The sequence below is a fragment of the Herbaspirillum sp. WKF16 genome, assembly GCF_028993615.1.
Classification (GTDB): Bacteria; Pseudomonadota; Gammaproteobacteria; order Burkholderiales; family Burkholderiaceae_D; genus Herbaspirillum.
This window is the reverse complement of record NZ_CP118632.1, coordinates 1,967,673-1,988,443: the sequence shown is the minus strand read 5'-3', so window position 1 is coordinate 1,988,443 and position 20,771 is coordinate 1,967,673. Positions and strand designations below refer to the sequence as shown.

Below are 20,771 nucleotides of genomic sequence, written 5' to 3'. Positions count from 1 at the left end.
ATTGGTAGGCACGATTGGACTCGAACCAACGACCCCTACCATGTCAAGGTAGTGCTCTAACCAGCTGAGCTACGCGCCTAACGAAGAAGCAAGATTATAGGAGGCTTTTTCAGATTTGCAAAGGGGAAAATGAAATAAATCCAAAATATTTTACGATTCCCTTCCGCAACGCACCCCGCAACACCGGAAAACGCAAGGCAGCGGCGGCATCATGCGGCCGCATGCGCATTCATGTCCCGCTTACTGGCGCTTGGCCTCGATCACGCCCTTGACCTCGCGGATCACCATCAAGGCTTTCTGCAATTGCTCGGTGGAGCCGATCTCGGCGGTGAACGCCATGCGCGCATGGCCCTTGCTGCTCTGCGTGCTCACGCCGATGACATTGATCTTGTCGCGCAGGAAGATATCGGAGATATCGCGCAGCAAACCCTGGCGATCGCTGGCCAGCACGAAGATGTCGACGGGATAAACCGTGTCCTTGACCGGCGCGCCCCAAGTGGTCTGGATCACCCTCTCCGGCGCGTGCCCGCTCATCTCGGCGAAATTCTTGCAATTCACGCGATGGATGGAGACGCCCTTGCCGCGCGTGACGAAGCCTGCAATCGGATCCGGCGGCGCCGGCTTGCAGCAGCGCGCCAACTGCGTCAGCAGGCCGTCGGTGCCGACCACCAGCACGCCCGACTTGGCGCCTTGCACGATGCTGGAGGCGCGGCTCTTGCGCGTGATCAGCGCCTCGTCGTCGATCTCCGGCTTTTTTTCCTCGCCCTCATGCAGCGCCTGCTCGACGTGGCGCAGGCTGAACTCTTCCTTCGCCAGCGAAAGGCAGAGGTCATCCACCTTGGCGAACCCCAGCTTCTGCGCCAGTTCTTCCAGGTTGACCGCGGTCTTGCCCTCGCGCTGCAGCGTCTTTTCCAGCAGGCCGCGACCCACCGACAAGGTCTCCTGCTGCTCGATGGCATTGAACCAGGCGCGTATCTTGGAACGCGTGCGTGAGCTGGCGGCATACCCGGGGCCAATCCAGTCGCGCGACGGCCCTACGCCGGGTCCGCTCTTGGCGGTGATGATCTCGACCGTCTGGCCGTTCTTCAGCGCCGTGTTCAGCGGCACCATCACGCCATCCACGCGCGCGCCCCGGCAGCGGTGGCCGACGTCGCTGTGCAGGTGATAGGCGAAGTCGATCGGCGTCGATCCGCTGGGCAGCTCGATCACGCGGGCCTGTGGCGTCAGCACATAGATCCGCTCATCCAGCGTGGCCGACTTGAGTTTCTCGACCCAGTCGCGCCGCAGCTCTTCCTGATCCACCACGGCGTCGGTGACTTCATTCTTCCAGGCCAGCAGCTGGCGCAGCCAGGCGATCTTCTCGTCGTACTTCTGCGCCGAGAAATTGGAACCGCCGCTCTCCTTGTAGCGCCAGTGGGCAGCCACCCCGTATTCCGCGAAATGATGCATCTCGTGCGTGCGGATCTGCACTTCCAGCGCGCGGCCGTCCTCGGCCAGCACCACGGTGTGCAGCGACTGGTAGCCGTTCTGCTTGGGACGCGAGATATAGTCGTCGAACTCCTCGGGGATCGGCGTCCAGATGTTGTGCACGATGCCCAGCACCGTGTAGCAGGTCTTGATGTCGTCGACGATCACGCGGAAGGCGCGCACGTCGTACAGCTCGGAGAAGTCGATGGACTTGCCGCGCATCTTGTTCCAGATGCTGTAGATGTGCTTGGGCCGGCCGCTGACCTCGGCCTTGACGTCCTGCGCCGCCATTTCCGAGCGCAGGCGGGCGATCGCATCGGCGACGAAGGCCTCGCGCTCCAGGCGCTTCTCTTCCAGCATCTTGGCGATGCGCTTATAGGTGGCCGGCTCGAGGAAGCGGAACGACAGGTCTTCCAGCTCCCACTTCAGCTGCCAGATCCCCAGGCGGTTGGCCAGCGGCGCATACAGCTCGAAGGTCTCGCGCGCGTATTGCGCGCTGACCTCGTTCTCTTGCTTGATGTCGGCGAAATAACGCAAGGTCGCCACACGCGAAGCCAGGCGCACCAGCACGGCGCGCATGTCGGTGGCCATGGCCAGCAGCATCTTGCGCAGCGTCTCGATCTGGGCCGCCGCCTGCTGGGCCGCGTTCTTCCCGCGCAGCACTTCCTGCTGCGGCGTCTGGAAGGTCAGGCTGTGGAAGCGCATCAGCTGGCGCACATTGGCGACCAATTCTGCGATCTCGCGACCGAACTGCTCGTCGAGCTTTTCTTCCAGGCCGGGATGCAGCATCTGCGCCTCGAACACCAGGCCCGCGATGCGCGTGGGGGCATCGACGTTGAGCGCGGTCAGCACCGAGGTCACCGAGAGCACGAACTGCAGCGCGTTTTGCCCGGACAGGATCTGCCTGTCCGCGTACAGCGGCTCAAGCTCGGCCAGCGCCTTCTCGACGCGCGCGACGTCGTCCGCGCCCAGTCCGGCTGTAATCGCAGCCAGACCTTCGCCCTGGATGCTTGCTACCGAAACCATGGGCGCTTACTTCTGTGCGGCGACGATGATGATCTCCACCAGCAGTTCCGGGCGGGCCAGCTTGGATTCGACGGTGGCGCGCGGGGGCGCATTGCCGGCGGCGACCCATTCGTCCCATACCGCGTTCATGCCGGCGAAGTCCTTCACGTCGGAGAGGAAGATCTGGCACGACAGGATCTTGCTCTTGTCGCTGCCCGCTTCGGCCAGCAGGCGATCGATGTGGCCGAGCACTTCGCGCGTCTGCCCTTCGATGTTCTGCGTGGTGTCCTCGGCGATCTGGCCGGCCAAGTAGACGGTGCCGTTATGGATGGCGGCTTCGGAGAGGCGCTTGCCGACATGCAGGCGTTGTACGGACATGGTGTTTCCTTTATTCGTTATTGCCAGCGGACTGGCGGATCAATATCAAATGCGGCGGCCATCAGCCCAGCAGGAACTGCTTGGCGACCTCGATCTGGCTGGCATGCATGAAGGTCGGCGCATGACCGACATCCGGGAGCTCCACCAGCCGGGCCTTGGGACCGCGCTGCGTCATCTGCTGCGCCACTTCCGGCAGCAGCAGGTCGGATTGGGCGCCGCGCACCAGCAGCGTTGGACAGCGGATGGCGTCATAGGCCGCCCACAGCATCTGCTCGGCCGCGCCCGCCATCTCCGGGGTCATCTGCTTGAACGGTTCCGCCAGCGCCAGGTCGTAGTGACGGATCCACTTGCCCTCGTCGTTCCGGCGCAGCACATCGCTGGCCAGCTTGTGCCACTCCTCGTCGCTATGGATGCCGAAGGCGGCGGAGATCGCGCGAATATAACCGGCCGCTTCCTCGAAGGTATCGAAGCGCACATCCTGGCCGATGTATTCGCCGATGCGCGCCAGCGCAGCGCCATTGATGGACGGGCCGATATCGTTGAGCACCAGGCGGCGGATCGGATTTTCCGGCAACGACGCCAGACCCATGCCGATCAGGCCGCCCATCGAGGTGCCGAACCAGTCGACGATATCCGCATCCAGGCGCGCCAGCAGCGTGACCATGTCGCTGACGTACTGCGGCACCGTATAGAACTGGGGATTGCGCAAGCGCCCGGAGCGGCCGCGCCCGACCACGTCGGGGCAGACCACGCGATAGGTATCGCAGAGCTCGCGCGCCATGCGATCGAAATCGTCCGACACCCGCGTGACGCCGTGCACGCACACCAGCACATTGGGATTGCGGGCATCGCCCCATTCCTTGTAGGCCATCGTGTGCAAGCCGGCAGGCGAGATGCACTGCACCGTCTTCACTACTGCTTCAGTCATGGTCGCGGCTCTTCTGGTGGATCAAGCCGTCATTTTACTATTCGTCATGGCTTGCAGGGACGACCGACGCGCACAGAAAAATCCGGGCGAGTTTGCCGGGCCGGGCAAATCACGGCCGTGTCGAGGAACAGGGATATTTTTGCGGAACAGGCGTTTTCCAGGGTGAAGCCGGAAAGCCGCATGGTGCCTGAGGCCGGGGTCGAACCGGCACGCCCCCTCGCGGGTAAGCGGCGGATTTTAAGTCCGCTGTGTCTACCAATTTCACCACTCAGGCAGGTGGAAACGGCGGTCGGCCGCCGAAAAAGGATCGCATTATAACAGCGACTTTACGCAGTTCCCGCGATTGTTCAGGCGGCCCGAAAATAAATGCGGCGCGATGGCCGCAAGCCATGCGCCGGACAGATCTGCCGTGACGAATCGAAATCAGCGCTTGAGCAATTCCAGCGCGTCTTCGGCTACGCTGCGCAGATTGGTGATGGTGGCGTTGAGCTCGGCCAGCTCGGCCGCAGTGGGCGGCTGATCCATGCCGTTCTTGACCAGCGAGGCCTTGATGATGGTCGCAGCCATTTGCCAGGCCGCCTTATTGTGCGCATCCACCAGCTCCTTCTGGATGCGCTCCAATTCCACTTTCTGAGTTTTATCCATTGCTATCTTTAACTGGCAGTTGTCCGAATCCACGCGCTCCAGTGCGGACTCACGATAGGTCTGATGTGAGGACGATACCACCAATTCATTAAGTAATGCTTACACGAGGGCAATTTGACGCCAAATTTACGCATGCCATCGGCGCGGCGGATTCTCACCCAACGGTAACTCAGGCCCGATTGAAGCCGGCCGCCAGCTCGCGGGTCAATTCGGCCGCCGGGATTTCCTTGCAACCGTCCGGATTCTGGCCGGCCCACATCGAGGTGAAATCGTCGCGCCCGGCCGCCTCGGCCTTGGCCCGCAGCGGCGCGATGCCGGACGTCGCCAGCGGGAACGCCGGCGCCTTTGCACTGATCGGTCCCAGCTCGCGCATGGCGCGATTGACGATGCCGCGCGCGGGACGCCCGGTGAACAGGTTGGTCAGCGCGGTGTGGCGCGCGCGCTCGCTCTTGAGGGCGGCGCGATGCAAGGGCGTGGTGATCGCCTCCGGGCACAGCATGTAGGCCGTGCCGACCTGCACCCCGGCCGCGCCCAAGGCCATCGCGGCGGCCACGCCGTTGGCATCGACGATGCCGCCGGTGGCGATCACGGGCACATTGACAGCGCGCACGATCTGGGGCACCAGGCTGAACGTGCCGATCTGGGTAGTGAGATCGTCGGAGAGGAAAATGCCGCGGTGGCCGCCGGCCTCGGCGCCCTGCGCGATGACGGCGTCGACGCCGCGTTCGGCCAGCCAGACGGCTTCGGCCACGGTCGTGGCCGAAGCGATGATGCGCGAGCCCCAGCCGCGCACGCGCTGCATCAGCTCCGGCGCCGGCAGGCCGAAGTGGAAGCTGACCACCTTGGGCCGGAACTCGTCCAGCAGATCGGCCACCTCCGCGCTGAACGGCTGGCGGCCGGGACCGGCGCCGATCGAGGCGGCGTCGATGCCGAACTCTGCATAGTACGGCGCCAGCGCGGCGCGCCAGGCCTGCTCGGCCGCGGCATCGGGCTCGGGGTTGGTGTGGGCGAAGAAGTTGACGTTGTAGGGTTTATCGGTCGCGGCGCGCAGCTTGGCCAGCTCCTCCTTGAGCGCGGCCGGCGCCAGCATCGCGCAAGGCAGCGAGCCGAGCGCGCCGGCGTTGGAGACCGCAGCAGCCAGGCCATGCAGCTGGACGCCGGCCAGCGGCGCCTGGATCAATGGGATGTCGATGCCGAAAAGTGTCTGCAATGCGCTCATGTGCCTCATCCTGATTCGATATGGCAGCCGCTCAGGCGCGCCTGCCGCGTGAAAGATGCGGCTAGGATAGCAGGCCTTTGGCGCCTCGGCAGGCCGGCCGCACGCGGTACGCGAGGATGGCCGCCACGATGCCGGCACATGTCGCGACAATGGCCAGCGTTACCGCCGATTACGCCCCCGTTACCGATATTTACGCAACGTCCGGCCCAGCTGCGCGTCGAATCCCTTACAATTCAGCCCACCCGTTTTTGTCGCCGGAGATCCGTCGCATGTTCCGCCCGCGTTTTGCCTACCCGCTCTGCTCCATCGCCATGACGACGCTCGTCCTCGCGGCCTGCACCACCGGCAAGACGGCCTTCTACCACCAGGAAGAGTTCAACGACACCAGCGCCTTCTCGCGCAGCTTCCCCGGCAGCGAAAAGGCGGTCTGCGAGGCGGCCCGCCGGGCGCTGCTGGGCCAGGGCTACATCATCAACAAGACTACCGACAATTCGCTCGACGGCAACAAGAGCTTCCAGCCGGCCAGCGACAAGCACATGGAAATCGCCTTTCACGTCGTCTGCGCCTCCAATGGCAACGGCAAGAGCGCGACCATGTTCGTGAGCGCCACCCAGGACGGCTTCGCGCTGAAGAAGAGCAACGCCTCGGCCAGCCTGGGCGTGGGCGTGCTGGGTTCGGTCTCCATGCCGTTCGGCAGCAGCGACGATTCCATGGTGCGCGTGTCCAGCGAAACCATACGCTCGCCGGACTTCTACGACCGCTTCTTCGGCGCGGCCGAGCGCTACCTGCTGGTCGACATCGACGATGACGAGAAGGCTGCGGAAAAGAAATAGCGCCCCGCAGCGGAGGCGACTGCACAATAAAATGGCGGCCATGATGGCCGCCATTTTTCATTGCCTGCTACCGGGCATCAGCGATGCCGCCAGTGATGAGGCGGCGGCGGGCGATGCCAGTGGCGGTGGCCGCGGTAGTAGTCGCGCTCCACATACACCGGGGCCGGGTTGACATAGTAGACAGGCGCCGGGCGCACATACACAGGCGGCGGCGCATAGACCGGCGCAGGCTGGACGTACACCGGCTGCGGAGCCATGTAGGCGCCCGGCACGCCGATGTTCACGCCGACGGAAACATGGCCCGCCATCGCCGGTACGGCAGACAGGGCGGCCGCAGCTGCGATGGCAAACATGCCGGCAATCATGGGAATCGATTTTTTCACGATAGCTCCTCGTTGTTCTGGAATACGTATCGTGAATATATGTCGGCACTCAAAGTGCAACTAGAGAAAATGCGTAATGTTTGTAAGCAAATGCTTCACAAACATCAAGGAAATTTACCGGTATCAACCTGACGGCTGAGTCGGGGGGCGGCCTTGCGCCGCCCTCCCTCTACCTCGACATCCGGAAGATCAGGCCGCGTTCAGGGCCGGCTGCGCGGTTTCGCCCGCCCGTACTTGCCCCAGCTTGGCCACGGTCGTCGCGCAGGCATGCGCCGCCTCCCGGCCCTTGACCAGGAAATGCTCATGGAAGAAGGCCTGGTGCTCGCCATGCGAATGGAAGTGATGCGGCGTCAGCACGGCGGAGAATACCGGCACTTCGGTCTCCAGCTGGACCTGCATCAGCGCCGAGATCACCGACTGCGCGACGAAATCATGGCGGTAGATGCCGCCATCGACCACCAGGCCGCTGGCGACGATGCCGGCGTACTTGCCGGACTTGGCCAGCACCTTGGCATGCAGCGGGATTTCAAAGGCGCCGGGCAGCTCGAAGAAATCGATGCTGTCGACCGGCCAGCCCAGCTTGGCGATCTCGTCAGTGAAGGCGATACGGCACTGATCGACGATCTCCTTGTGCCAGCTGGCCTGGATGAAGGCGATACGCTTGCCGTGCGTGGAATGGACTGCGGAAAGATGCGTTTGAGACATGGGTTCAGGACTCCTGTTCGATGATTTAAACAGGGCGCGGGGATGCACGGCCGCACGCGCGCTACGCACGCAAGGACGGCGCAGCAACACGGTGTCGGACATCCCGTTCTCTTTCATCCGGACTATGACCGTCGGCCCCGGGATCTCACCAGGTCTGCTGACCCCGACCACCGCAACAACCGGCTGCCGGGCGCTCGCGGGCTACCTGCGCGCGCCGGGTGGCGCTGCGGGATTACCGCCGGTGGGGAGTTGCACCCCGCCCCGAGAACTTGTTGCCGCGCAGCGGAGAGGATCCCCGGCGCAACGGCAAGCGGGACTTTAACATGGCCGGAAAAATGCTGCAGGGCGCAAGATCAAACCGCCCCGCCGCACGCTCAAGCGCCCTGCCCGATCACTCCCAGCATGCCGCGCGCGATCTCGCGCTCGCCCATGATCACCTGGTGTGCGCCGTGCTTTTCGAGATGCTCGATCTCGGCATCCGAATGCGCGCGCGCCACGACCTGCAGGCCCGGGTTGGCTGCCCGGGCGTGCTCGATCAGTTGGCCGGCTTCGAAGACCTCCGGAATCGCCACCAGCAGCCAGCGCGCGCGCTCGATCGCAGCCGCCTTCAGCAGCTCGGTCTGGGCGCCGTTGCCGTAAAGGACAGGCACGCCCTCGGCGCGCAGCGCCTCGACGTTTTCAAGCAGCGCCTCGATCACCACGAAAGGCTTGCCCTCGGCACGCAATTGCTCACCGATGCCGCGCCCGACGCGGCCGTAGCCGACCAGCACCACGTGCGCGTCGAAATCGACCGCCTGCTGCGCCGCCTCGGCTGGCGCCTGCCCGCCCTCGCGCGCCTCGATGCGCGGCTTCAGGCGATCCAGCAACGAGAACAGCAGCGGATTGATCAGGATGGAGAGGATCGCGCCGCCCAGGATCAGGTCGCGCGCCACCGGCGAGAGCAGATCCAGCGAAATGCCCAGCGTGGCCAGGATGAAGGAGAACTCGCCGATCTGCGCCAGGCTGGCGGAGATGGTCAGCGCGGTCGACAGCGGATGACCGAAGACGCGCACGATCAGCAGCGCCGCCAGCGACTTGCCGACCACGATGATGAGCACGGTGGCCAGCACCAGCAACGGCTCGCGCACCAGCACCGAGGGATCGAACAGCATGCCCACCGAGACGAAAAACAGCACCGAGAAGGCATCGCGCAACGGCAGCGACTCCTCCGCGGCGCGATGGCTCAGCTCGGACTCGGACAGGATCATGCCCGCGAAGAAGGCGCCCAGCGCGAACGAGACGCCGAACACATAGGCCGATCCGAGCGCAAACCCCAGCGCGATGGCCAGCACCGCCAACCGGAACAGCTCGCGCGAGCCGGTGTCGGCGATGCGTTCCAGGATCCACGGAATCACGCGACGACCGACGATGAGCATCACCGCCACGAATGCCACCACCTTGCCCAGCGTCACGCCCAGGGTGATCAGCAGCGCATTGCCGCTCATCGCTTCGCCCTTGCCGCCCAGGATGCCGGAGAGCGCCGGGATCAGCACCAGCGCCAGCACCATGGCGATGTCTTCGACGATCAGCCAGCCGACCGCGATGCGGCCGCGCTTGGTTTCCACCAGGCGGCGCTCCTGCAAGGCGGTCAGCAGCACCACCGTACTGGCCACCGACAGCGCCAGCCCGAACAGGAAGCCCTCGCCCATCGGCCAGCCCAGCGCCCAACCCAGGCCCATGCCCAGCAAGGTGGCGATGGCGATCTGCGCCACCGCGCCGGGAATGGCGATGTTCTTCACCGACAGCAAATCCTTCAGCGAAAAATGCAGCCCCACCCCGAACATCAGCAGGATCACGCCGATCTCCGCCAGCTCCTGCGCCAGGTCGGCGTCGCCGACGAAGCCCGGCGTGAACGGGCCGATGGCGATGCCGGCGACCAGGTAGCCGATCAACGGCGGCATCTTGAAGCGATTGGCCAGGGTGCCGAAGATGAAGGCCAGGACGAGGCCGCCGACAATGGTCGCGATAAGGGGGGTGTGATGGGGCATCAGTCAGTGATCCTTTCGAGGTGGATGATGGTCTTGTAATGACTGCAAAGGAGAAGCACCGGCGACGACCATGAGACTAACATGGCCGAGGCCGGCACGCCGCCCGCGCATGGCGCGGCGCGGGTGGCGCTCGCACGGGAGATCAGCGGCGCGACTGCAGCGCGGCGATGCGCGACTCCAGCGGCGGATGGCTGGTGAACAGGCCCAGCCACGATTCGCGGCCGGCGATGCCGGAAGCCTGCAGGTTCTGCGGCAAGCCGTCGGATTGCATGCCGCCCAGGCGGCGCAGCGCCCCGATCATCGGCGCGCTGGAACCCATCAGCGAAGCCGCGCCGGCGTCGGCGCGGTATTCGCGCTGGCGCGAGAAGTACATGACGATGATGCTGGCCAGGATGCCGAATACGATCTCGCAAACGAACACGGTCACCATGTAGCCGATGCCGGGGCCGGAATTTTCCTCGTTGTTACGACGCAGGAAAGAGTCGACGAAGTAACCGACGATGCGCGCGAAGAACATCACGAAGGTGTTGACCACGCCCTGGATCAGCGTGAGCGTGACCATGTCGCCATTGGCGATGTGAGCCACTTCGTGCGCCAGCACCGCCTCCACCTCCTCCTTGGTCATGCCCTGCAACAGGCCGGTGGACACGGCCACCAGCGAATTGCTCTTGCTGGCGCCGGTGGCGAAGGCGTTGGCCGGACCGTCGTATACGGCCACCTCCGGCATCGGCAATTGGGCGCGGGTGGCCAGGCTTTGCACGGTGTTCACCAGCCACAGCTCGGTGGAGTTCTGAGGCTGTTCGATCACGCGCGCGCCGGTCGACCATTTGGCAATGGTCTTGGACATGAACAGAGAAATGAAGGAGCCGCCAAAGCCCATCAAGCCGCAGAACACCAGCAGCATGCCGAAGTTGAGGCCGTTGGCGGTGAGGTAGCGGTTGATGCCGAGCAGGCTGGCGGTGAAGCTGAGCACCAGCATCACCGCCAGATTGGTGACGAGGAACAGAATGATGCGTTTCATGATTTTTCCAATTGAGTGGTGATGCGCCGCGGCACCTCTGCCGATGCGGCGCGGTCTTGCGACAGCAAGCGATGGAATGCGCCAGGCGCCATGCGCGCGGGCCCAGGCGGCCCGGCGCATTCAGCGCAAGGAAGGCGGAATCAGGCTAACGGCGGCGGACGCAACTGGTCGCGCACGAAGGACGGCCAGCTCAACGGCGCCGCGAAGGCGTGCGGGAAGGATTGCCAGGGGATGTCCGGCGTGGCGATGCGCGCCGGGATGGTGTGGTCTTCGAGTTCAGCCTGCGCGGCTGGGACATCGACGTCGTCCTCGCCGCCGTCCTGCCCGGCGCCAGCGTCGGCGTCGGAAGTTGCGGCGAACCCGGCAACAAACCGGGCCGATGCTTCGGCCGTCGTCGCGGCCGCTGGAGACGATGCTTGCTGATATGGGCATGCCACCCGCGCATCGCCGCCCTGCCCTGCGCGCGCCGGCAGCTCGCCCACCGTCGCCGCCAGCAATTGCAGCGGGAGCAGGAAGGTCAGCAGCAGGAGCAGCAGTCGTCGCATCAGGTCGTGATCGGTTATCGGAAAGGAATCATTGCAGCGGATCAACAAGTCCGGCAGCCCGGCATTATACGCAAGGCCGATGGTGTCCCGCCCCACGCGGATCCGGCGCCGGCAAAAAAAGTTACTCACAGAAGCTGTGAACAAGTCTGTTGATAAGCTGTGACTGAGTATCGGACAGCCTTGGCCGGCAAGGGTTTCCAATAAATTGCCCGCGATTTGGACAATCCGGGGCGCGGTGAACAAGTGCCCGGACGGGCCCGCCCGTCACTCGGTGGCGACCACCTTGTTGCGCCCACCCAGTTTGGCGCGATACAGCGCTGCATCGGCCGTGGCCAGCAGGTTGCGGCCGTCGGCCTCCCCTTCCGGCGCGCGGGTGCAAACGCCCACGCTGATGGTCATGCAGCGGTTGACCAGCGATTTGTCGTGCGGTTCATCCAGCGCCCGCACGCTGTCGCGCAGCTGCTCGGCGAAATCGCGCGCGGCGTCATGCTCCATTCCGCCCAGCAGCATGATGAACTCCTCGCCGCCGTAGCGGGCGAATACGTCGGTGGGCGAGGCCAGCTGGTTGCGCAAGGTCTCGGCCACGCGTTTGAGGACGCGGTCGCCGGCGATGTGGCCGTAATGGTCGTTGTACTGCTTGAAGAAGTCGATGTCGATCATGAACAGCGACAGGTTGCTGCGATTGCGCCTGGCCTGCTGCAGCGCCAGCGTGTAATTCTCGTCGAAGAAACGGCGGTTGTTTACGCCGGTCAGCCCGTCGGTGACCACCTGGCGCTTGAGCGCTTCGGAATGCGACAGCAGGATCTTCTCGCGCTTGACCGAATTGCTGGAGTCGCTGATCTGGATCAGGCAAGAGCGGCTGCCGTCGGCCGCCAGGATCGGCGTCATCACCACCGATTGCACCATGCGCGCCGGCGCTTCGCCGTCGTTGGGCAGGTAGACGTGGTACAGCGGCAGCGGCGAGCGGTGCAAGGCGCTCGACAACACGGCCGGCAGGCCGTAGCTCACGGTATTGCTCAGCGCGCGCAGGAAACCCGGCGCCAGCTGCTGGTTGAACAGCGCGATGAAATTGGCGTTGAGCGCGCCCTCGGCCGGCACGTGGCTGTGCCTGACCATCCAGTCGTTCCAGAGCAGGATGTTGAAATCCTTGTCCAGCATCACCAATCCGAAATTCAGATGGTTGTAGACGTCGTCAGCGGCAAAGCGGCCTGGCACGAAGCTGCTCATGGGAGGCTGATGTTGTTCAGGTAGCGCTGGATGTGGGTGACCAGCTTGTTGAGCGACGTCGAACTGAGCAGGAAGATCAGATGGCCTTCGGTGTGATGCTTCTCGATCACCAGGTCGATGTGCAGCACCAGCACGTAGGTATCGTCGCTCTCGCTGCTGGCCAGGCGCGCGGAAATCTCCGGCGGCGAGGACACCACATAGTTCGGCAGCGAGCTGTTCAGGGTGATGCCCAGCATGTCCGCCATCGCCGACAGGCAGGCATTGAGGATGATGTTGCCCAGCTCGCACATGGCCTCCTGCTCGAACTCGGCGAGTTCGTCCAGGCTCATCTGCGAGCCCATCATGTCGCGCACGATTTCCAGCGCATGCTCCTCGGTGAAGAGCAGCACCGCTTCGGCATCGAAGGGGCCGTCGAAGATCTGGCTGACGGTGGCGAAACGGGCGTTGGACAAGGCCAGCACGCGCTCGTCGATCTCGCGCGTGCGCAGCACTTCCACCGACGGCACCGACAGGCGCACCTCGTCGCCGACGATCTCCGACAGGCTCAAGGCCGCGCGGCCGGCGCCGACGTTGAAGATCTCGGTCAGGGCATCCAGCTCGATGTCGTTGAGGATGGTCACGCGCCCCCCGTGAAATGCAGCAGGGCCTGGCTGATCGATTTCTCCGTCACCGGCTTGGCGACGAACACCGCGCCCAGGTGCTGGGCGCGCGATTGCACGGTTTCCTGGATGTTGGCCGAGAAGATCGCCACCCGCACTTCCGGATGCGATTGCAGGATGGCGGCGGCGGCGTCGGTGCCCAGCATCCCTGGCATGTTGATGTCCATGGTGCAGTAGTCGGGAGGTGACTGCTCGACCAGCTTCATGGCCTCTTCCCCGGTGCCCGCCTCCACCACCTTCCACTCCGGATGGGCGGCAAGAATGTGCGCCCGGATCACCATGCGGGATACCTTGCTGTCGTCGACGATCAGGATCGTCTTGGAAGAAGCGTCAATTGCCATTGTCAAACACCCCGCATTCAGTTGTCATTTTTTCCACATTCTACTATTTGCAATGAGACGTTTTATGACTCTTAGATCAAATAATAATTAAAAAAAACCAACATTCGTATGAGGGAATTCCTGATGTGGCTTGCCCTGCGGCATCAGGCCGGACCGCCGTCACCGCCGCGCGAGGGCGATTTCCCAAGACAAAAAAAGAGGCCCTGGGGCCTCTTTTTTTCTTGATGTCATCGGCGGCGCCGACTTGGCGGCAGGGCCCCTGCGGCGCGCCGGCCGCGCTTGCCCTCAGGCGGCAAGCGCCGGAACGCTCAGGATTTCCAGCGCCATCAGTTCGCCGAACCCGATGTCGCGCCGGTCGGCGGCGGCGCGCAATGCGATCGCCTCCAGCCCGGCCGCATCCGGCGTCGCGCCGGCGCCATGTTCGGCTTGCCAGGCGGCGCAGGCGCGCAGCATGCGGATGGAGCCGCCATGACAGACCACGATGCAGTGCGCATCGTCCCCGCGGCGCAACTCGTCGAACACCTCCCACACACGCTGCGCCACCTCCACCAGGGTCTCTCCGCCGCCGGGCGCATGGTGCGCAAGGTCCCGGTTCCAGGCCTCGACCTCGGCCCAGGCGATGTCGTCCCAGGCGCACAGCTCCCAGCTGCCGAAGTGCATCTCCTGCAAACCGGTATCGAGCGCGATGCTCTCCACGCCCAGCGCCTGCGCCAGCGCCAGCGCCAGGTCCGAGCAACGCTGCAGCGGACTGGAGCAGATCGCCAGGCCCGGTCGCAGCGGCAGCAACTGCGCGGTCAGCCGCTCGCAGCAAAGCGCCAGCGTCTCGGCGGCGACCGCCACGTCGCTGCTACCGTAGCAATAGGTCTTGTCGAGTAGGGGTTGCGGGTGGCGGATGAGGTGGAGATTCATCGATCAGTTTCCCAAAAAAGCGGGGGCTGCCGCCAATGCGCCCAGATAGAAAGCGACTTCGCTGAGCTGTTGCACGGAGCCCAGGCAGTCGCCGCTGTAACCGCCCAGGCGGCGCACGAACTTGCGCGCCAACCAGGCGGCGGCAAGCGTGGCAAAGGCGATGCCCAGCGCCACGCGCTGCCACGACATCATGCCCAGGCCAATGACGCCGGCCACCGGCGCTACGGCAAAGGCCGTCGCCAGCAGGAATTCGCCGGCGCCCATGTGCTGCGCCAACGGCTTGGCCTTGCCTTCCTCGCGTATGTAGTCCAGGCGCCAGATCAGGCAGGTGGCCAGCCAGCGCGACAAGGGATGGGCGATTCCCAGCGCGGCCAGCACGTGGAACGGCAGCATGGCGCCAAGCGCCCCCACCTTGGTCGCCAGCAGCATGCCGATGCCAATCGCGCCATAGGCGCCTATACGCGAGTCGCGCATGATCTCCAGCGCCCGTTCGCGATTGACGCCGCCGCCCAGGCCATCGCAGACATCGGCGAAACCGTCCTCATGGAAAGCGCCTGTGAGCCAGATGCCGGCCGCCGTCGAGAGCAGCACCGCCACCATCTGCGGCCAGAACTGGGCGGCCATCGCGTAGACCAGTGCCGCGACCCATGCCGCCACCCAGCCCACCAGAGGAAAATAGCGGGTCGAACGCTGCAGCCAGTCGGGATGAAAACCCACCCAGCGCGGAATCGGCAGGCGGGTGAAAAATTGCAGGGCGATGAAGAACAGCCGCAACTGGTGCAGCGCGCCGCGACTGGCCGGCGCCGGCGGAAATGCTTGCGGCGCTTGCCCTGGCGCCTGCTCAGCCATGCCTGCCACTCACGCTGGCTGACGAGAAGGTCGCCATGCTTTCCAGGAAATTGGTCGCCGCGCGCAGCAGCGGCAAGGCCAGCGCGCTGCCGGTCCCCTCGCCCAGGCGCAGGTCCAGTTGCATCAGCGGGCGCGCCTTGAGGTGCTCCAGCATGCGATGGTGCCCGGCCTCGTCCGAACAATGCGAGAACACGCAGTAGTCGAGCACCGCGGGCTGCAGTGCAGCGGCCACCAGCAGCGCCGAGGTGACGATGAAGCCGTCCACCAGCAAGACCTTGCGCAATTCAGCGCCGCGCAGCATGGCGCCGGCGATGAAGGCAATCTCGAAGCCGCCGACCGCCGCCAGGGTGGCCAATGGATCGCTCACCCCCGCGTGCAGGCGCAATGCGCGCTCCACGACCTCGCGCTTGCGCGCGATGCCCTGCTCGTCCAGCCCGGTTCCGGCGCCGACGCAATCGCGCGCGGCAATACCGGTAATGGCGGCCATCAGCGCGGCCGCGGCGGTGGTGTTGCCGATGCCCATTTCACCGAAACCGAGCACATCGCAATCCAGGGCGGCGGCAAACTGCATTCCGGCCTGCACCGCCTGCTCGCACTGCGCCGTGCTCATCGCCGCTTGCTCGCAGAAGTTGCGCGTGCCCGGCGCCACCTTGCGATCGACCAGGCCGGCGCGCTGGCCGAAGTCGTGGTTCACGCCGGTATCGACGATGTGCAGCGCGCAGCCGTTCTGCTGCGCAAAGACGTTGATCGCGGCCCCGCCCGCCAGGAAATTCTCGACCATCTGCCAGGTCACGCTTTGCGGATAGGCCGAAATGCCTTCGGCCGTCACGCCGTGGTCGCCGGCGCACACGACGATGGCCGGCCGGGCCACGACCGGCCGCTCGCTGCGCTGGATCAGGCCGATCTGGAGCGCCAGGCGCTCCAGCACACCCAGGCTGCCTGGCGGCTTGGTCTTGTCGTCGATGCGACGGCCCAGGCCGGCGGCCAGCACGGCATCGTGAATAGGAGAAATGGCGGGGATTTGCATGGAAATCTACTGGAGGCCGCTTCAATGCGGGACGATCGAAAGACCGACAGTATACGAGATCGCGCAGAGGCCGGGGAGGAACAGCAGGCAGCGATTTCAGCCGGTGCAATTGCCGATCCGAAATCAAAAACGCCGGGCTTGCACCCGGCGTTTGCGGTCCGGCAAGCGGCCCTCAGGCAGGTACGCCGCCCAGCACACCGAGAATGGAGGCGGACAGTTCATTCGCCTCGAACTTGGCCACGTAGGCGTCGCCGCCGACGCTGCGGACGTGATCCTCGTTGGCCTCGCCGGAGAGCGAGGAATGAATGATCACCGGGAGCTTCTTGAGGAAATCGTCGCTCTTGATGTTGCGCGTGAGCGTGAAGCCGTCCATTTCCGGCATTTCCAGGTCGGTCAGCACGAAGGCGATCTTGTCGGTAATCGGAACGCCCTCGTCACGGGCGCGGCGGGCGATGCTCTGGATCTTCTCCCAGGCGTCGCGGCCGGTGTTGTGCATCTCGAAGGGGATGTCCATGGCGCGCAGGCCCTGCTCGATCAGTGAGCGCGCGACCCTGGAGTCGTCGGCCGCGATGGCGATGGTGCCGGCCTTCATGCGTCCGGCCGCCTTGGTCATGGTGGCGGCCATCTCTTCCCGGTTGGAGGGCATGATCTCGTGCAGGATCTGCTCGACATCCAGCACCTGCGCCAGGCGGCTGCTGTCCTGATCGGAATCCAGGCGCGCAATGCTGGTGACGAAACGCCCGCCGGCCTTGGTCTCGGCGGAGAGCACCTGCTTCCACTCCAGCCGTACGATCTCGTCCACCGACTCCACCGCGAAGGCCTGCGTGCTGCGCGCGTATTCGGTGACCAGCAGGATATTGAGCGCGGTCTTGGGCTTGCAGCCGACTACCGCCGGCAGGTCGATCACGGAAATGATCTGCCCACGGATGTTGACCATGCCCAGCATCGGCGACTGCGTGCCGGCCGCCTTGGTGACCGGCGGCATGGGCACGATCTCGCGGATCTTGAACACGTTGATGCCGAATAATTCAGATCGCTCGCCATGCGGGTCCGATCCCAGGCGGAACAGCAGCAGCTCGAACTTGTTGGATGCCGTGAGATTGGTTCGTTCATCAATCTCTTTTTGGAAGCTGTCCATTGTTTCCCCCGAATCGAATGGATTGAACAGAAAAGTCTGTTCGTCCAATGTAGACGGGAAGCCTGGCAATAGCAATCAGGCAAGTCCCCGATGGCCGGGATCTCCGGCTTTCGTTGCTTTTGCTCAAAATACTTTGGCTTTATATCTCGGAGACGCCCCAGGTTTTATTCTCATCAAAACTCTCTAAACAATTTCCCGCCACGACGCGTCACGTGGACGGCGCCAGGCTGCATATCTGCCGAGAGGAACGGAGAAAAGACGAAAAAAAAGAGGAAGCCGTCAGGCTTCCTCTTTCTTATCTGGAGCGGGAGAAGAGTCTCGAACTCTCGACCTATACCTTGGCAAGGTATCGCTCTACCAACTGAGCTACTCCCGCATGGGACCTTACATCTACTGCATCGAGGAAGCCGGGGCTTCCTCGTTTGAAACTGGAGCGGGAGAAGAGTCTCGAACTCTCGACCTATACCTTGGCAAGGTATCGCTCTACCAACTGAGCTACTCCCGCGGGGAGTGTTTGGAGGCGGGGGTCGGGATCGAACCGGCGTAGACGGCTTTGCAGGCCGCTGCATAACCACTTTGCTACCCCGCCTTGGGGACACGCATACTACCTAAAATGCGCGTTGTTTGCAAACAACTTCTTGGCAAACATCTTTCGATTGATCCAACCTGGGTTGCACCACATCGCCGACGTGTGCGCGCCTCGTACAATAAAAAAAGGAAGCTTTGTTAGGCTTCCTTTTTTCCAAGTAACCTGGAGCGGGAGAAGAGTCTCGAACTCTCGACCTATACCTTGGCAAGGTATCGCTCTACCAACTGAGCTACTCCCGCATCGACAACAGAACGCTATTATAAGGCACCGTTGGAAATTGTCAACATCATTTCCGCAATCAATTACGAATTTTCCTGCACCTTCTTGATGAGCGGCATCGCCTTCTTCAGGTAGTAAAGCATCGACCACACCGTCAGCACTGCGGCGATGAACAACAGGATCGCGCCCCACAGCCGCGTATCGACCACGCCCAGCAGCGTGTCGTAGTAGAGCAGCATCGGAATGGCGATCATCTGCGCGGTGGTCTTGATCTTGCCCAGCGAACTCACCGCCACCGACTTCGACGCGCCGATCTGCGCCATCCATTCGCGCAGCGCCGAGATGGCGATCTCGCGGCCGATGATGATGAAGGCGATCACCGGATGCACGCGCCCCAGGTGCACCAGCACCAGCAAGGCGCCGGTGACCATCAGCTTGTCGGCGACCGGATCGAGGAAGGCGCCGAAGGCCGAGGTCTGGTTCCAGCGGCGCGCCAGGAAACCGTCGAACCAGTCGGTCGCCGCGGCGACGATGAAGACGACGGTGGAGGCGATGCCTTGTTCGAAGCGGTTCAGGCCGATTTCAGGGAGATAGAACACGCCGACCACCAGCGGGATCAGGGCTACCCGCAACCAGGTCAGCAAAATGGGGATATTGAAAGGCATACGTCTTGGTTGATTGAAGCGGCGTACACAAAAAAAATTCTAACGAATAGTAGCAGAGTCGCCCGGCCAAAGCGCGCCCGGTGCGGCCTGCGGCGATTTTCAGTGCAACTGGCGGTAGATTTCCTCGGCCAGCTGGCGCGAGATGCCGTCCACAGAGGCCAGCTCGTCGACGCTGGCGTCGGTCACCCCGCGCAGGCCGCCGAAGCGCACCAGCAGGCGCTGCCGCCGCTTGGCGCCGATGCCCTCGATCTCCTCCAGGCGCGAGCTCTGGCGCGCCTTGGCGCGCTTGGCGCGCATGCCGGTGATGGCGAACCGGTGGGCCTCGTCGCGGATCTGGGCGATCAGCATCAGCGCGGCCGACTCCTTGCCCAGTTCCCTGGGAGCGCGGCCGTCGGCGAACACCAGCGTCTCCAGCCCCACCTTGCGGCCCTCCCCCTTGGCCACGCCGACGATCAGGCTGATGTCCAGCCCCAGCTCGGTCAACACCTGGCGCGCCATTTCCACCTGTCCGCGGCCGCCGTCGATGAGCACGATGTCGGGCATCACGCCCTCGCCATTGGCGACCTTCTCATAGCGGCGCGTGAGCACCTGGCGCATGGCGGCGTAGTCGTCGCCGGGCGTGATGTCGTTGATGTTGTAGCGCCGGTATTCGCCGTTTTGCATCGCGTGGTGATGGAACACCACGCAGGACGCCTGCGTGGCCTCGCCTTGCGTGTGGCTGATGTCGAAGCATTCGGCGCGCAGGTTGTCCAGGTCCTCGCTTTCCAGTTCCAGCACGTCGGCCAGCGCACGCGTGCGCGCCTGCTGCGAGCCCTGCTCCGAGAGCAGCCGCGCCAGTGAAAGCTCGGCGCCCTTGGCGGCCATCTCCAGCCACTGGCGGCGCTGGCCCTGGGGCTGGAAGGTCAGCGCGATGCGATGGCCGCACTGCTCCATCAGCGCCACCATCAGCGCCGGATCGTCGAACTCGGTGCTGACGATCAGCGCGCCGGGAATGAATTTGTCGATGTAGTGCTGCGCCAGGAAAGCCTTCAGCACCTCGATCTCGATGCTGCCCTCGCTGCCCTCGTCCACCGCATTGAGCGCGCCGTCGACATGCGAAGGGAAATACGCGCGGTCGCCCAGGTGGCGCCCGCCGCGCACCATTGCGAGATTGACGCAGGCGCGCCCGCCCTGCACCACCACGGCGATGATGTCGATGTCGGCGTCGCTCACCGTCTCCATGCTTTGCTGGTGCAGCACGGACGACAGCGAGCCGATCTGGTCGCGCACCGCAGCCGCCTGCTCGAACTTGAGGTCGGCCGCGAAGGCGTGCATCTTCTGTTCGAGCGCGGCCATCACTTCGGTCTGGCGCCCGCGCAGGAATTTGGAGGCGTTCTCGACATCGATCGCGTAATCCTCGGTGCTCACCAGTTTCACGCAAGGGCCGCTGCAGCGGTGGATCTGGTGCAGCAGGCAGGGACGCGTGCGATTGGTGAAGACGGTGTCTTCGCAGGTGCGCAGCTGGAACACCTTCTGCAAGATCTGGATCGACTCCTTCACCGCGCCGGCGTTGGGGAACGGGCCGAAGTACTGGTTGCGCTTGTCGACCGCGCCACGGTAGTAGGCCATGCGCGGGAAGGCATGGCCGGTGATCTTCAGGTAGGGATAGGACTTGTCGTCGCGAAACAGGATGTTGAAGCGCGGACGCAGGGTCTTGATCAGGTTGTTTTCCAGCAGCAGCGCCTCGGCCTCGCTGCGCGTGACCGTGGTTTCCAGGCGCGCGATGCGCTCCACCATCATGGCGATGCGCGGACTGGTCAGGGTCTTTTGGAAATAGCTGGAGACGCGCTTCTTCAGGTCGCGCGCCTTGCCGACGTAGAGGACGTTATCTTCCGCGTCGAAATAGCGGTAGACGCCGGGCAGGTGCGGCAACCGCGCAACCGTCTCCAGCACGAGCTCGCGCGGATCGGGAAGCGGGGTGTCGTTCGGTTCGGACATGGCGGCGGCTGGAAA

General features: G+C 64.1%; 20 protein-coding genes, 6 tRNA genes and 1 riboswitch. Of the genes, 1 reads left to right on the top strand and 25 read right to left on the bottom strand.

Annotation, left to right across the window (positions count from 1 at the left end):
• Nucleotides 1-2: 2 nt before the first annotated feature.
• From Herbaro_RS08965 to Herbaro_RS08935, 7 genes are all read right to left on the bottom strand, one after another.
• A tRNA-Val gene (locus Herbaro_RS08965) sits at nt 3-79 on the bottom strand.
• 161 nt (nt 80-240) lie between these two features.
• The gene (locus Herbaro_RS08960; RefSeq protein ID WP_275013470.1) at nt 241-2,493 is read right to left on the bottom strand and encodes a RelA/SpoT family protein; all 2,253 of its coding nucleotides are present in this window, start codon (nt 2,491-2,493) and stop codon (nt 241-243) included.
• Between the two features lie 6 nt (nt 2,494-2,499).
• A complete protein-coding gene (locus Herbaro_RS08955; protein WP_275013469.1) occupies nt 2,500-2,850 on the bottom strand; it encodes a RidA family protein in 351 nt (116 codons plus the stop codon).
• 61 nt (nt 2,851-2,911) lie between these two features.
• Entirely contained in the window at nt 2,912-3,778 is an 867-nt protein-coding gene (locus Herbaro_RS08950) for an alpha/beta fold hydrolase (protein WP_275013468.1), read from the bottom strand.
• Between the two features lie 181 nt (nt 3,779-3,959).
• Nucleotides 3,960-4,052: transfer RNA gene (locus tag Herbaro_RS08945), tRNA-Leu, on the bottom strand.
• Nucleotides 4,053-4,201: 149 nt separating this feature from the next.
• Nucleotides 4,202-4,423 carry a hypothetical protein gene (locus Herbaro_RS08940; RefSeq protein ID WP_275013467.1) on the bottom strand — a complete coding sequence of 74 codons (222 nt, stop codon included), beginning with the start codon at nt 4,421-4,423 and terminating at the stop codon, nt 4,202-4,204.
• 169 nt (nt 4,424-4,592) lie between these two features.
• Nucleotides 4,593-5,642, bottom strand: a complete 1,050-nt coding sequence (locus Herbaro_RS08935) for an NAD(P)H-dependent flavin oxidoreductase (RefSeq protein WP_275013466.1) — start codon at nt 5,640-5,642, stop codon at nt 4,593-4,595.
• 269 nt (nt 5,643-5,911) lie between these two features.
• Here Herbaro_RS08935 and Herbaro_RS08930 point away from each other — a divergent pair, with 269 nt between their 5' ends.
• Nucleotides 5,912-6,475, top strand: a complete 564-nt coding sequence (locus tag Herbaro_RS08930) for a DUF2242 domain-containing protein (protein ID WP_275013464.1) — start codon at nt 5,912-5,914, stop codon at nt 6,473-6,475.
• Nucleotides 6,476-6,552: 77 nt separating this feature from the next.
• On the opposite strand, the gene Herbaro_RS08925 is transcribed toward Herbaro_RS08930, so the two are convergent.
• The 18 genes from Herbaro_RS08925 to uvrC form a co-directional block, all read right to left on the bottom strand.
• Nucleotides 6,553-6,858, bottom strand: a complete 306-nt coding sequence (locus Herbaro_RS08925) for a hypothetical protein (protein ID WP_275013463.1) — start codon at nt 6,856-6,858, stop codon at nt 6,553-6,555.
• Between the two features lie 189 nt (nt 6,859-7,047).
• The gene (locus Herbaro_RS08920; RefSeq protein ID WP_275013462.1) at nt 7,048-7,563 is read right to left on the bottom strand and encodes a 6,7-dimethyl-8-ribityllumazine synthase; all 516 of its coding nucleotides are present in this window, start codon (nt 7,561-7,563) and stop codon (nt 7,048-7,050) included.
• Nucleotides 7,564-7,664: 101 nt separating this feature from the next.
• A riboswitch (FMN riboswitch) is annotated at nt 7,665-7,836 on the bottom strand.
• 101 nt (nt 7,837-7,937) lie between these two features.
• Entirely contained in the window at nt 7,938-9,590 is a 1,653-nt protein-coding gene (gene ybaL / locus Herbaro_RS08915) for a YbaL family putative K(+) efflux transporter (protein WP_275013461.1), read from the bottom strand.
• Nucleotides 9,591-9,732: 142 nt separating this feature from the next.
• The gene (gene htpX / locus Herbaro_RS08910; protein WP_275013460.1) at nt 9,733-10,611 is read right to left on the bottom strand and encodes a protease HtpX; all 879 of its coding nucleotides are present in this window, start codon (nt 10,609-10,611) and stop codon (nt 9,733-9,735) included.
• 140 nt (nt 10,612-10,751) lie between these two features.
• Complete coding sequence (locus tag Herbaro_RS08905; RefSeq protein WP_275013459.1) at nt 10,752-11,399, bottom strand: hypothetical protein; 648 nt, start codon at nt 11,397-11,399, stop codon at nt 10,752-10,754.
• A gap of 21 nt (nt 11,400-11,420) precedes the next feature.
• The gene (locus Herbaro_RS08900; protein ID WP_275013458.1) at nt 11,421-12,383 is read right to left on the bottom strand and encodes a GGDEF domain-containing protein; all 963 of its coding nucleotides are present in this window, start codon (nt 12,381-12,383) and stop codon (nt 11,421-11,423) included.
• Entirely contained in the window at nt 12,380-13,003 is a 624-nt protein-coding gene (locus Herbaro_RS08895; RefSeq protein WP_275013457.1) for a chemotaxis protein CheC, read from the bottom strand. The genes Herbaro_RS08900 and Herbaro_RS08895 overlap by 4 nt, the downstream gene beginning before the upstream one ends.
• Nucleotides 13,000-13,383: a response regulator transcription factor gene (locus Herbaro_RS08890; protein WP_275013456.1), complete on the bottom strand. Its 384-nt coding sequence runs from the start codon at nt 13,381-13,383 to the stop codon at nt 13,000-13,002. The genes Herbaro_RS08895 and Herbaro_RS08890 overlap by 4 nt, the downstream gene beginning before the upstream one ends.
• A gap of 285 nt (nt 13,384-13,668) precedes the next feature.
• Nucleotides 13,669-14,292 (bottom strand): histidine phosphatase family protein, encoded by a 624-nt coding sequence (locus Herbaro_RS08885; protein ID WP_275013455.1) that lies wholly within the window; start codon nt 14,290-14,292, stop codon nt 13,669-13,671.
• A gap of 3 nt (nt 14,293-14,295) precedes the next feature.
• Nucleotides 14,296-15,141 (bottom strand): adenosylcobinamide-GDP ribazoletransferase, encoded by an 846-nt coding sequence (locus Herbaro_RS08880; protein WP_275013454.1) that lies wholly within the window; start codon nt 15,139-15,141, stop codon nt 14,296-14,298.
• Nucleotides 15,134-16,168 (bottom strand): nicotinate-nucleotide--dimethylbenzimidazole phosphoribosyltransferase, encoded by a 1,035-nt coding sequence (gene cobT / locus Herbaro_RS08875; protein ID WP_275013453.1) that lies wholly within the window; start codon nt 16,166-16,168, stop codon nt 15,134-15,136. Before cobT ends, Herbaro_RS08880 begins: the two co-directional genes overlap by 8 nt.
• 172 nt (nt 16,169-16,340) lie before the next feature.
• Nucleotides 16,341-17,306, bottom strand: coding sequence for a chemotaxis protein (locus Herbaro_RS08870; protein WP_275013452.1), 966 nt, complete (start codon nt 17,304-17,306; stop codon nt 16,341-16,343).
• Nucleotides 17,307-17,606: 300 nt separating this feature from the next.
• A tRNA-Gly gene (locus Herbaro_RS08865) sits at nt 17,607-17,682 on the bottom strand.
• A 53-nt stretch (nt 17,683-17,735) separates the two neighbouring features.
• Nucleotides 17,736-17,811: transfer RNA gene (locus Herbaro_RS08860), tRNA-Gly, on the bottom strand.
• Between the two features lie 10 nt (nt 17,812-17,821).
• Nucleotides 17,822-17,895 (bottom strand) — tRNA-Cys (locus Herbaro_RS08855).
• 163 nt (nt 17,896-18,058) lie between these two features.
• Nucleotides 18,059-18,134 (bottom strand) — tRNA-Gly (locus tag Herbaro_RS08850).
• A gap of 63 nt (nt 18,135-18,197) precedes the next feature.
• Nucleotides 18,198-18,779 (bottom strand): CDP-diacylglycerol--glycerol-3-phosphate 3-phosphatidyltransferase, encoded by a 582-nt coding sequence (gene pgsA, locus Herbaro_RS08845; protein ID WP_275013451.1) that lies wholly within the window; start codon nt 18,777-18,779, stop codon nt 18,198-18,200.
• Between the two features lie 99 nt (nt 18,780-18,878).
• Nucleotides 18,879-20,756, bottom strand: a complete 1,878-nt coding sequence (gene uvrC / locus Herbaro_RS08840; RefSeq protein WP_275013450.1) for an excinuclease ABC subunit UvrC — start codon at nt 20,754-20,756, stop codon at nt 18,879-18,881.
• Between the last annotated feature and the right edge of the window lie 15 nt (nt 20,757-20,771).

What these genes read in the sequence shown, in the direction of transcription:
- Herbaro_RS08960 (WP_275013470.1), bottom strand. Translation starts at nt 2,493, where the DNA reads ATGGTTTCGGTAGCAAGCATCCAGGGCGAAGGTCTGGCTGCGATTACA.
- Herbaro_RS08955 (WP_275013469.1), bottom strand. Translation starts at nt 2,850, where the DNA reads ATGTCCGTACAACGCCTGCATGTCGGCAAGCGCCTCTCCGAAGCCGCC.
- Herbaro_RS08950 (WP_275013468.1), bottom strand. Translation starts at nt 3,778, where the DNA reads ATGACTGAAGCAGTAGTGAAGACGGTGCAGTGCATCTCGCCTGCCGGC.
- Herbaro_RS08940 (WP_275013467.1), bottom strand. Translation starts at nt 4,423, where the DNA reads ATGGATAAAACTCAGAAAGTGGAATTGGAGCGCATCCAGAAGGAGCTG.
- Herbaro_RS08935 (WP_275013466.1), bottom strand. Translation starts at nt 5,642, where the DNA reads ATGAGCGCATTGCAGACACTTTTCGGCATCGACATCCCATTGATCCAG.
- Herbaro_RS08930 (WP_275013464.1), top strand. Translation starts at nt 5,912, where the DNA reads ATGTTCCGCCCGCGTTTTGCCTACCCGCTCTGCTCCATCGCCATGACG.
- Herbaro_RS08920 (WP_275013462.1), bottom strand. Translation starts at nt 7,563, where the DNA reads ATGTCTCAAACGCATCTTTCCGCAGTCCATTCCACGCACGGCAAGCGT.
- ybaL (WP_275013461.1), bottom strand. Translation starts at nt 9,590, where the DNA reads ATGCCCCATCACACCCCCCTTATCGCGACCATTGTCGGCGGCCTCGTC.
- htpX (WP_275013460.1), bottom strand. Translation starts at nt 10,611, where the DNA reads ATGAAACGCATCATTCTGTTCCTCGTCACCAATCTGGCGGTGATGCTG.
- Herbaro_RS08900 (WP_275013458.1), bottom strand. Translation starts at nt 12,383, where the DNA reads ATGAGCAGCTTCGTGCCAGGCCGCTTTGCCGCTGACGACGTCTACAAC.
- Herbaro_RS08890 (WP_275013456.1), bottom strand. Translation starts at nt 13,383, where the DNA reads ATGGCAATTGACGCTTCTTCCAAGACGATCCTGATCGTCGACGACAGC.
- Herbaro_RS08885 (WP_275013455.1), bottom strand. Translation starts at nt 14,292, where the DNA reads ATGAATCTCCACCTCATCCGCCACCCGCAACCCCTACTCGACAAGACC.
- Herbaro_RS08880 (WP_275013454.1), bottom strand. Translation starts at nt 15,141, where the DNA reads ATGGCTGAGCAGGCGCCAGGGCAAGCGCCGCAAGCATTTCCGCCGGCG.
- cobT (WP_275013453.1), bottom strand. Translation starts at nt 16,168, where the DNA reads ATGCAAATCCCCGCCATTTCTCCTATTCACGATGCCGTGCTGGCCGCC.
- Herbaro_RS08870 (WP_275013452.1), bottom strand. Translation starts at nt 17,306, where the DNA reads ATGGACAGCTTCCAAAAAGAGATTGATGAACGAACCAATCTCACGGCA.
- pgsA (WP_275013451.1), bottom strand. Translation starts at nt 18,779, where the DNA reads ATGCCTTTCAATATCCCCATTTTGCTGACCTGGTTGCGGGTAGCCCTG.
- uvrC (WP_275013450.1), bottom strand. Translation starts at nt 20,756, where the DNA reads ATGTCCGAACCGAACGACACCCCGCTTCCCGATCCGCGCGAGCTCGTG.